Below are 8165 nucleotides of genomic sequence, written 5' to 3'. Positions count from 1 at the left end.
CCTTCGCATCCTTCATCATCTTCTGACCATACTTGATCTTGGTGGAATGAATCAGGATATTCTCACATGTATCCTCAAACTGATATTCTATCTGTTTCAGGTCCTTCTCCGTGAGCTGCAAGTCCCTGATCAGGTCCTTGATCGTATCACTGCTGAGATGGAGCTCTTCCTCAATGATTGCACTCTTGCCCTGGGTTGCAAGGTCACGGCCAAGTTGACGAAGCTCCTTGGGATTGGTTATATGCAACTTGTTTTCCAGTTGTTGCTTCTTCTCTTTGTATGAGCGAATCCTGTTCTCTGCATCAATGAAGTCATGGGTGAAGGAGGTGATTTCCTCAGGCTGCAGATCAATCTTTCCGAGCTTCTTGAGCAGGGTCTTCCTCGATTTCAGGAGTCCCTCATCACGCAAGACATCCTCGCCTGTGCTGATCATCTGCTCCTTCTTGCCCATATAGTTCTTAAGCCCGGCCTGAACTTCCTTCAAGGGCTCCTTGTAGTACTGGTTGAATCGCTTCTGTACTGTAACAAGTTCCTTATAATCCTTCGCGTTGTACTCTTCTTCCTGTCCCTCGATTTTCAGGTTGAGTGTCTTGAAGATCTCATAGAAGCGGGTGATCATGACACCGCTTTCCTGAATGACTTCCTTGATGATCAAGGCTCCGTCTTCCATCTTCTTGCTCAGCTCAACCTCTTGTTCAGCGGTTAGAAGGTTCTCCCTTCCAATCTCCCTGAGATACAAGCGTATGGGATCATCTCCACTGGTATCGCTCTTATCGGTACCGAGGATTGTATTGTGCCTGCTATGATCGCTGTCCCCATCCCGCTCTTCCAGGCTGGAGATATCAACAAACCGTTCACCACCCCCTACCGAATCATCATCGGTACTTAAGGCGGTCCAGTCACTCTTTATGGAATCATCTTCCTCTTCATCTTCATCAAGCGCATCATCGTCATCGTCCGCATCGGGATCAGAGCCATGTTTTGCTTTCTTCTTGGATTTCTCTTCATCATCCTTGGTATGTTCATCAGGAAAATGTTCAATCAAGTCATCAACCGTGATGCTCTCATCATCATCAAGAAGGTCAACCGGTTCATCATCAAGGTCATCTGTATCGATTTCATCGGGATTCGGACCATCTGGAAAAACACCAGCAACATGGGCATCCTTACTCTCTGTGACATCAATTTCCAGTTCACTGAGTGTTTGCATGATTTCATCGACAGCCTCATCCGTGGCATGTTTCGGCCCGAGAGCATTACGTATCTCGTCCTTGGTCACCTGTCCGGTCTCTGCTGCGCGCGCTACCATGTCCTTGAGAATGGTCTGCGAAATAGTTTCATCAAGCATCTGTATTTCTTACCTACCCTGTTTACATCTCCTGTCCAAGAGTACGCTTAAGTTGTGCTATCTTAGCATCAATCTCAGTCTTCTCCCGAAGCAGTTCCTCGATCCCTTCATCCTCAGTTCCGTCCTGAAGACTAATATCCAAAAGTCGTTTATTGCTTAAACGACGCTTCTCATAATTACGCAGTTGAATTCGATTCACTGCTTCATTGAGAACCTCAACTGGTGCCAGTCGAAATTCCTCCATAGCAAAGGACGATGCTACGTCACTTCGCAGTTGCGGGTCTTCAATCATCTGCAAGATATACTCATCGTGCTTTCCGACATCTTCCCGTGCAGCCTCCTCCAATACGTCGTAGAGAGCCTCTGCCTCACTGTCCTCCAGGTCCTCGACAGCTAATTTGTATCGTGTTTGCAAATACAAATCCCGGTTGTTGACCAGAGTCAGCATTGCATACAAATCAACAGAAATGGTCGCTGGATTCAACGCCCGGATCTGTCTCTCCTCATTCCTGACAGCCGGTTTAACAACAACCCGCTCCTTACGTGAATAATCGTCAAGAATTGACGACTCGTCAACATTCAAGCGGGAAGCAAGGATTTTTATTAGATCCTGCTTCTCAATCGACGACTGTGTGACGTCCAAATATGGCCGAACCGCATGAAATACAGAGGTTTTGCCTTTGGGCGTCAGTGTATCATACTGGTTTACCGCATTGTTTACAAGATAATGAAACCCTTGAACTGCATGTTGCAGCTCATTTTGCAGGGCTTCCTCCCCTTTCTCCTGCACCAACTCTGAGGCATCCTTTGCACTCTTGAGCATGAGCACAGAATTTTCCATGCCGAAATCCTGGGCAATGACCAATGCTTTCTGAGCTGCACTCTGCCCTGCCCTGTCGCTATCGAAAAGAATCTGTACCGATGTACAATATCTTCTGAGCAACTTACCCTGGTCTTCAGTAAAGGATGTACCCAATGGGGCCATTGCATTGGTGAAACCACTCTGATGCAGTGCCACCACATCGAAATTTCCTTCACAGAGTATCGCCTTCTGGCTTTTCTTTATGGTTTCAAGTGATTCATACAAGCCAAACAGGTTGTGTTTCTTGCTGTAGATCATCGTCTCTGGGGTATTGATGTACTTTGCCTTCGAGGTATTTGAAAGATCCCTCCCACCGAAAGCTACGGTCTTGCCTTGCCAGTTACGGATTGGAAACATCAATCGGTCACGAAACAGCGGGAAACGGGGATTGTTCTGGCTGAAGAGACCACTCTGCTTGAGGAGTTCATCACTGTAGTGGTGTTTACGGAGGAATAAATACAGCCATTGCCCATCAGAGGGGGCATATCCAAGGTTGAATCTCTCCCACATCGCCTCGCTGACATTCCGTTCTCTCAGATATGCCCTGGCTTGCTCTGCTTGTCTGGAATGCACCAGAAGGTAGTGAAACGATCCAGCAATCTTGTCATAAAGCTCAAACAAGGTCTCTTTCAGGTCACGTTTGCTCTTATCCTCTTCAGTCTCATCTGCAAGTTCAATGTTTGCCCTTCTTGCCAACATCTTGACTGACTCGACAAAACTCACCTTCTCCATCTCCATGAGGAAGTCGAACATCGAGCCGCCTTTCTTGCAACTGAAACAGTAATAAAAGCCTTGTTCATCAACTACGGAAAAGGACGGGGTTTTCTCTTCATGAAAAGGACAGAGGCCCCAAAGCCTTCCACCCCTGGCACTCAAGGTGACATAATCAGAGACTACCTCACTGAGTGGGATTCGTGCCTTGATCTGTTCAAGTACCGATTCCGAAATCTTTGCCATCGCTTTCCCTAATCCCGTATGATCGGACTTTGTTCAAGATCTATCCTCAAGAGATCATCAATCTCTTCTTTAGAATAGAGTCTCCCCACTCCGATTCCCGGGCATGACTTTTTCTCTTCTTCCCAATGCTCCTCGCTCTCCAGTATACTCATCCAGAACGGATAGGTCCTACACTGCCTGGGGCGTCCTTCATATACCGAGCAACCCTTTTCGTTCAGGAACACACAGTCATAATTCTGTTTTTCCTTCAAGCTGATCATGGAAAATGCACCCATATCAACTATCCGGCAATAGGTTTTTATGAACGCTTGCTCATCCATACCGGTATGGGCACAAAGTCGATCAAGATCTGGTTGCGAGAGAAATACATACCCCGGTTCACAGCTGCAACAATAGCGGCAACCCTCTACACAAGAAAACCGTAAGCCATCCTCATAGAAGCAACTCATCAACACCCCTTTTTCACGATACAGACAGGAAAAAGGCCTTCCTCAAAGAAGAAGGCCTCCAAGTGGAGAGAGAAGGATTCGAACCTTCGAAGGTATAACCAACAGATTTACAGTCTGCCCCCTTTGGCCACTCGGGAACCTCTCCATGCCAAAAGACATTCGTACATTACAAACTCTGCATTGTTTTGTCAACCTGTCTCAGTAAAATTCTTGATTTCTCTCATTGCAAGGCGTTTTTCCCCAAGTTCTTGACAGATTTGCCCTCTGTCGATATAGTGCACAGAGTCAAAGCCGACTTAGCTCAGCGGTAGAGCACGTGACTTGTAATCTCGGGGTCGTCAGTTCAATCCTGACAGTCGGCTCACATGGAGGCACACCACTATGGTGTGCCTCTTTTCATCTTTCATGCGCAGCTGTGCTCACAAATCAATCCAACTGCTATGCTGATATCTTGCAATAAATAGAAATACTTGTTATAGATAGTATTTGTTAGCCTTGGCTAATAATTTAATACGATTAGGTGGTACTACTACACTATGGCAATATCGAGAACTCCTGTTTTCAAGAGATGCAACTATTTGGGGATTGATCCCCTGGTATTGGGGTATGCCCATAAACCAAGCATCAGACGAACAAAGACAACAAATCGACGACGCAAGCAAAGCGTGTATGCGCGTCAGCTCATAGAGAAACAAAAACTACGTTTCATCTATGGTGTACTGGAAAAACAATTCAGGCTCATTTACGCAAGAGCAGAGAAAATTGATGGGATTACCGGAGAAAACCTACTCACCTTGCTTGAACGCAGATTTGACAACACCATATTCCGCCTGGGACTCTCAACTACCCGAAGGGAAGGCAGACAACTGATCAATCATGGTCATCTTATGCTGAACGGGAAGCGAGTGGGCATCCCATCGGTAACACTGAAGGTCGGGGATGTCATTTCGGTCCAGGAAAAAAGCAAGCAGGCATTCAGATCACGCAAACTCGCCCAGAACAGGAAAATTCCTGCTTGGCTGGAATTTGATGAAGATAAACTGGAAGCAAAGGTAGTCAGCCTACCGCTTAGAAGCGATATCGATTACGATGTCACAGAATCGGCGGTTGTTGAGCTTTACTCCAAATAACATATTAATGGGAGCCGGTTAGATTGTTTTCTCCGGCTCCCTTTTCGTCTTGAATCATTACGTTCTCTTCACCATCGGATGCAGATTCCTAATCCCTGGTTTCACACTGTCCTGTGGAACTCTTGATGATGAGATTTGGCTTGAGGATGACATCCGTCCTCCCTTCCCCTCTACGTCTTGCCTGGAGTTGCTCAAATGCACTCCCGCCCAACAGCTTTGGGTCCTGGTGTATGCTGCTCAGTGCAGGACGGGTTATATCACTGAGGAAGGATGCATCATACCCAATTACTGAGACCTGCCTAGGAACATCGATATTCTGTTCCCTCAGTGCCTGTAAAACACCAGCTGCAACGGAATCATTACAACAGATAATTGCAGTGAAATCACAGAGGGTGGAGAGAAAATGCTTGGTCATGGTATACCCGCTTTCATAGGTATATCCTGTACTGCAGAGAAGTTCCCCTTGTACCCTTACTCCGTATTCACTCAATGCCTTCTGGTATCCTTTCAGACGATCGAGGGATGAATAGCTTCCCAGGAGTCTCCTGTCATGGAAATTGAGAAGGTCATCCGGTCTCTCACTCCAGAAACTCGCGAAGAAGGCAATCTGACGATGTCCAGCCTTCAAGAGGTACTTTGCTGCGAGATAGCCTCCCCTCTCATTGTCATAGTAGATATGACTTGCATAATCGCAGTAATCATGCCTATAGATAATCACGATTGGGGTTGATATCGCAAACAATGCAGGCAGCAACGAAGAGGAAGTATCACTGAGGGGGCAGAACAAAAGACCATCCACACCAAGCTTTGCAGCCCTGCGAAGATTCTCCTCTTCCTGCAATGCACTACCCTCCGAAGAGAGAACCATGAGGGTCTCTCCCTCCTGATTTGCCTGACAAAGGATTCCCTCCACAACCGATGAGAAGAAAGGGTTTTCCAGGGTGGGAACCACCAGTGCGATCATGGCATGTGGTCTCTCGGGTTTCTTGGGTGCATACCCTAAGGCGGACATTGCCTCGCGTACCCGTTTTGCTGCAGTAGGTTCCACACGGTTGGCATGGTTCACAACCCTGGACACTGTTGCAATGGAGACCCCTGCGGCCTTGGCGACATCAGTAATGGTGACCTTTTTCCTATTCATGCATCCAGCTCCCTGATATCTGCCCCGCAGGTGCGAAAGGCATCAAAAAAGCCGGGAAAGGAAACAGCAGCACACTCTGAATCCTCAACGGTCAGACCTTCTTCTGTGGCGAGGGCAAGCGCTACCATTGCCATGGCAATTCGGTGATCGCCTGAAGATCCAACTGTTCCCCCTTTAACCCTTGTTGGGCCCTTTACCACAAGCGAATCCTCCCCTGCTTCCAGATCACAACCCAAGGCATTGAGCTTGTTTGCCATCTCAGCCACACGATCAGTTTCTTTCTGGCGTACATGGCCAAGATTGGTGAAGGTAGTAACCCCGTGTGCTTGCGTGGCGGCAACAGCAAGTGCAGGTAAGGAGTCAGGGATATCACCAAGGTCAATTGTAAGACCTCCCTGTAAGGTTGCCCCTCCCTTTACCCGGAGGGTTCCCTGCTTCTCGTCTTTTTCCACATGAACACCCATTGCCTGTAAGATATCAATTACTCGCTTATCCCCTTGGCTGTCCTGAAAATCAAGAGAGGTCAAAAGCAAGTCAGAATCGCTGAGTGTGGCCGCTACCAGGGGAAAGGCTACAGCGGAGAAATCCGCAGGTATGGTAAACCTTCCTGGGGTATAGTGTTGCCCACCCCTGATAGAAAACCTGGTATAGTTCTCATTCCTCTCAACTTCAACTCCATAGCGTTGCATCCAGTCTAGGGTTATCTGCACATAGGGAGTTTCCAAGGGGTTGTCCACCAATATCTCGGTATCTTTTTCTGCCAATGGGCTGGAAAGCAACAGGCTTGAAACATATTGGCTGTTGCTTCCGTTGAGCCTTACCTTTCCCCCTTTCAAGACCCCCCTGACAACCACAGGTGGAGCTTCCTGCCCCTCCCGGGTCAGGAAAGCCGTCGCACCAAGCGTATTCAGTGCATCAACCAGGCGCTTTATCGGACGCCTTCTGATCTGCTCATCACCGGTAATCACCGTCCAGCCATCAACCAAGGCAGCAACTGAGGAGAAGAAACAGGTGGTGGTACCTGAATTTCCAGTGTTGATGCAGTCCTCAGGAGAGACCAATGAGCTGCCCCTCCCCTTGATCACCCAACAACCTTCCCTCTCTTCTATCTTTGCGCCAAAGGCTTTTGAAGCGGCCAATGCACTCAATCCATCACCACTGGCCAGTGGATTGCAGATAATCGACTGCCCATCAGAGAGCAAACCGAGGAGAGCAGCTCGTATGGTGTGGCTCTTGGAGCCGGGGACCTGAAGACTTCCATGCAAGGAACCGGGTTTGACAAGTACACGCATACATTACATCCTTTTCATTTGTACAAATCGCTTCAAGGCCCTGCTGTTGGAGAGCAGTGTCAGTACAACCAACACAAGCAAGATCATGGTAATGGGTCTTCCTAGCAGCGCCATCAAGAATGCATCCTCACTGGAAGCAAGGGAGATGGCCCTGCGGAAGTTGGAATCCATCATACCTCCGAGGACGATGGCAAGCGTCATGGGTGCAACAGAATACGAACGACGCCGCATGAAGAAACCCAATACACCGAAGAAGAGCATCAGGTAAACATCAAACATCCTGTTATTCGTTGCAAAGGATCCTATAATGCAAAGTATGGTTACCAAGGGAAGCAGGATCCTCTTGGGGACAGCAATGATCTTGCTGATCCTCGGAGCTACCAGGAGACCAAGGATCAAGAGGAAGATACTGCCAATAAAACCGCCTGCAAGGATTGCATGGAACATCGGTGCACTTGTCTTGATGAACATTGGACCAGGTTGTAACCCATGGACATAGAAGACTGAGAGGATGATCGCGGTTACGGCATCCCCGGGTATGGCCAGGGTAAGCATGGGAATCATGGCCCCTCCGATACAGGCATTGTTGGCCGACTCACTGGCAACGATACCTTCCACTGCCCCCTCTCCAAAAGGAACGGAGGGATTCTTGACCAATTTCTTTGCCTGACTATAGGCAAGGAAGGCCGCAACAGGACCTCCTGCTCCAGGCAGTGCCCCGATGACAACCCCGATGGTTGCATACCAGAGAGAAATCGGAGTATGGCGCAGCACCTCTTTCGTTTTCAGTTTCTGGTAGGAGAGAGCGTTCACATCCCCTCCCTCAAGACTGGTGGAAATGACCATCAATACCTCAGAAAAGCCAAAGAGCCCCACCAATGCCGGTACGATATTGATTCCAGCCTGTAAGTTCTCGATACCAAAGGTAAGCCGAGCGGTACCCATCACCGAATCTATGCCTACCATGGAAAAGAACAGGCCAAGAC

7 protein-coding genes and 2 tRNA genes are annotated in these 8165 nt (G+C 48.3%); 2 read left to right on the top strand and 7 right to left on the bottom strand.

The window, feature by feature from the left end:
* The 4 genes from JF818_RS13675 to JF818_RS13660 form a co-directional block, all read right to left on the bottom strand.
* Positions 1–1348 (bottom strand): sigma-70 factor domain-containing protein (locus tag JF818_RS13675; protein WP_198892537.1); only part of this gene is annotated, 1348 nt, incomplete at its 3' end.
* Between the two features lie 22 nt (positions 1349–1370).
* Positions 1371–3167, bottom strand: a complete 1797-nt coding sequence (dnaG, locus tag JF818_RS13670) for a DNA primase (protein ID WP_198892536.1) — start codon at positions 3165–3167, stop codon at positions 1371–1373.
* Positions 3168–3175: 8 nt separating this feature from the next.
* Positions 3176–3616, bottom strand: coding sequence for a YkgJ family cysteine cluster protein (locus JF818_RS13665; RefSeq protein WP_198892535.1), 441 nt, complete (start codon positions 3614–3616; stop codon positions 3176–3178).
* 63 nt (positions 3617–3679) lie between these two features.
* Positions 3680–3761 (bottom strand) — tRNA-Tyr (locus JF818_RS13660).
* Positions 3762–3906: 145 nt separating this feature from the next.
* Between JF818_RS13660 and JF818_RS13655 the strand changes: the two genes are divergently transcribed.
* Both JF818_RS13655 and rpsD read left to right on the top strand, forming a co-directional pair.
* Positions 3907–3978: transfer RNA gene (locus JF818_RS13655), tRNA-Thr, on the top strand.
* Positions 3979–4152: 174 nt separating this feature from the next.
* Complete coding sequence (rpsD, locus tag JF818_RS13650) at positions 4153–4746, top strand: 30S ribosomal protein S4 (RefSeq protein ID WP_198892534.1); 594 nt, start codon at positions 4153–4155, stop codon at positions 4744–4746.
* Between the two features lie 88 nt (positions 4747–4834).
* Here rpsD and JF818_RS13645 read toward each other — a convergent pair whose 3' ends face one another.
* From JF818_RS13645 to JF818_RS13635, 3 genes are all read right to left on the bottom strand, one after another.
* On the bottom strand, positions 4835–5887 hold the full coding sequence (locus tag JF818_RS13645; protein ID WP_198892533.1) for a LacI family DNA-binding transcriptional regulator: 1053 nt from the start codon (positions 5885–5887) through the stop codon (positions 4835–4837).
* Positions 5884–7179 carry a 3-phosphoshikimate 1-carboxyvinyltransferase gene (gene aroA / locus JF818_RS13640; protein ID WP_198892532.1) on the bottom strand — a complete coding sequence of 432 codons (1296 nt, stop codon included), beginning with the start codon at positions 7177–7179 and terminating at the stop codon, positions 5884–5886. The genes JF818_RS13645 and aroA overlap by 4 nt, the downstream gene beginning before the upstream one ends.
* Positions 7180–7182: 3 nt before the next feature.
* A partial coding sequence (locus JF818_RS13635; RefSeq protein WP_198892531.1) for a tripartite tricarboxylate transporter permease occupies positions 7183–8165 on the bottom strand: 983 nt, incomplete at its 5' end.

Origin of the sequence: Sphaerochaeta sp. S2 (assembly GCF_016406725.1) — a bacterium.
In the GTDB taxonomy this organism is placed as follows: domain Bacteria; phylum Spirochaetota; class Spirochaetia; order Sphaerochaetales; family Sphaerochaetaceae; genus Sphaerochaeta.
The sequence above is the reverse complement of the archived record's forward strand: the minus strand, read 5'-3'. Positions and strand labels throughout refer to the sequence as shown.

Bases quoted from the DNA above. Each gene is read 5' to 3' on its own strand.
- JF818_RS13645 (WP_198892533.1), bottom strand. From the start codon at position 5,887: ATGAATAGGAAAAAGGTCACCATTACTGATGTCGCCAAGGCCGCAGGG.
- dnaG (WP_198892536.1), bottom strand. From the start codon at position 3,167: ATGGCAAAGATTTCGGAATCGGTACTTGAACAGATCAAGGCACGAATC.
- rpsD (WP_198892534.1), top strand. From the start codon at position 4,153: ATGGCAATATCGAGAACTCCTGTTTTCAAGAGATGCAACTATTTGGGG.
- aroA (WP_198892532.1), bottom strand. From the start codon at position 7,179: ATGCGTGTACTTGTCAAACCCGGTTCCTTGCATGGAAGTCTTCAGGTC.
- JF818_RS13665 (WP_198892535.1), bottom strand. From the start codon at position 3,616: ATGAGTTGCTTCTATGAGGATGGCTTACGGTTTTCTTGTGTAGAGGGT.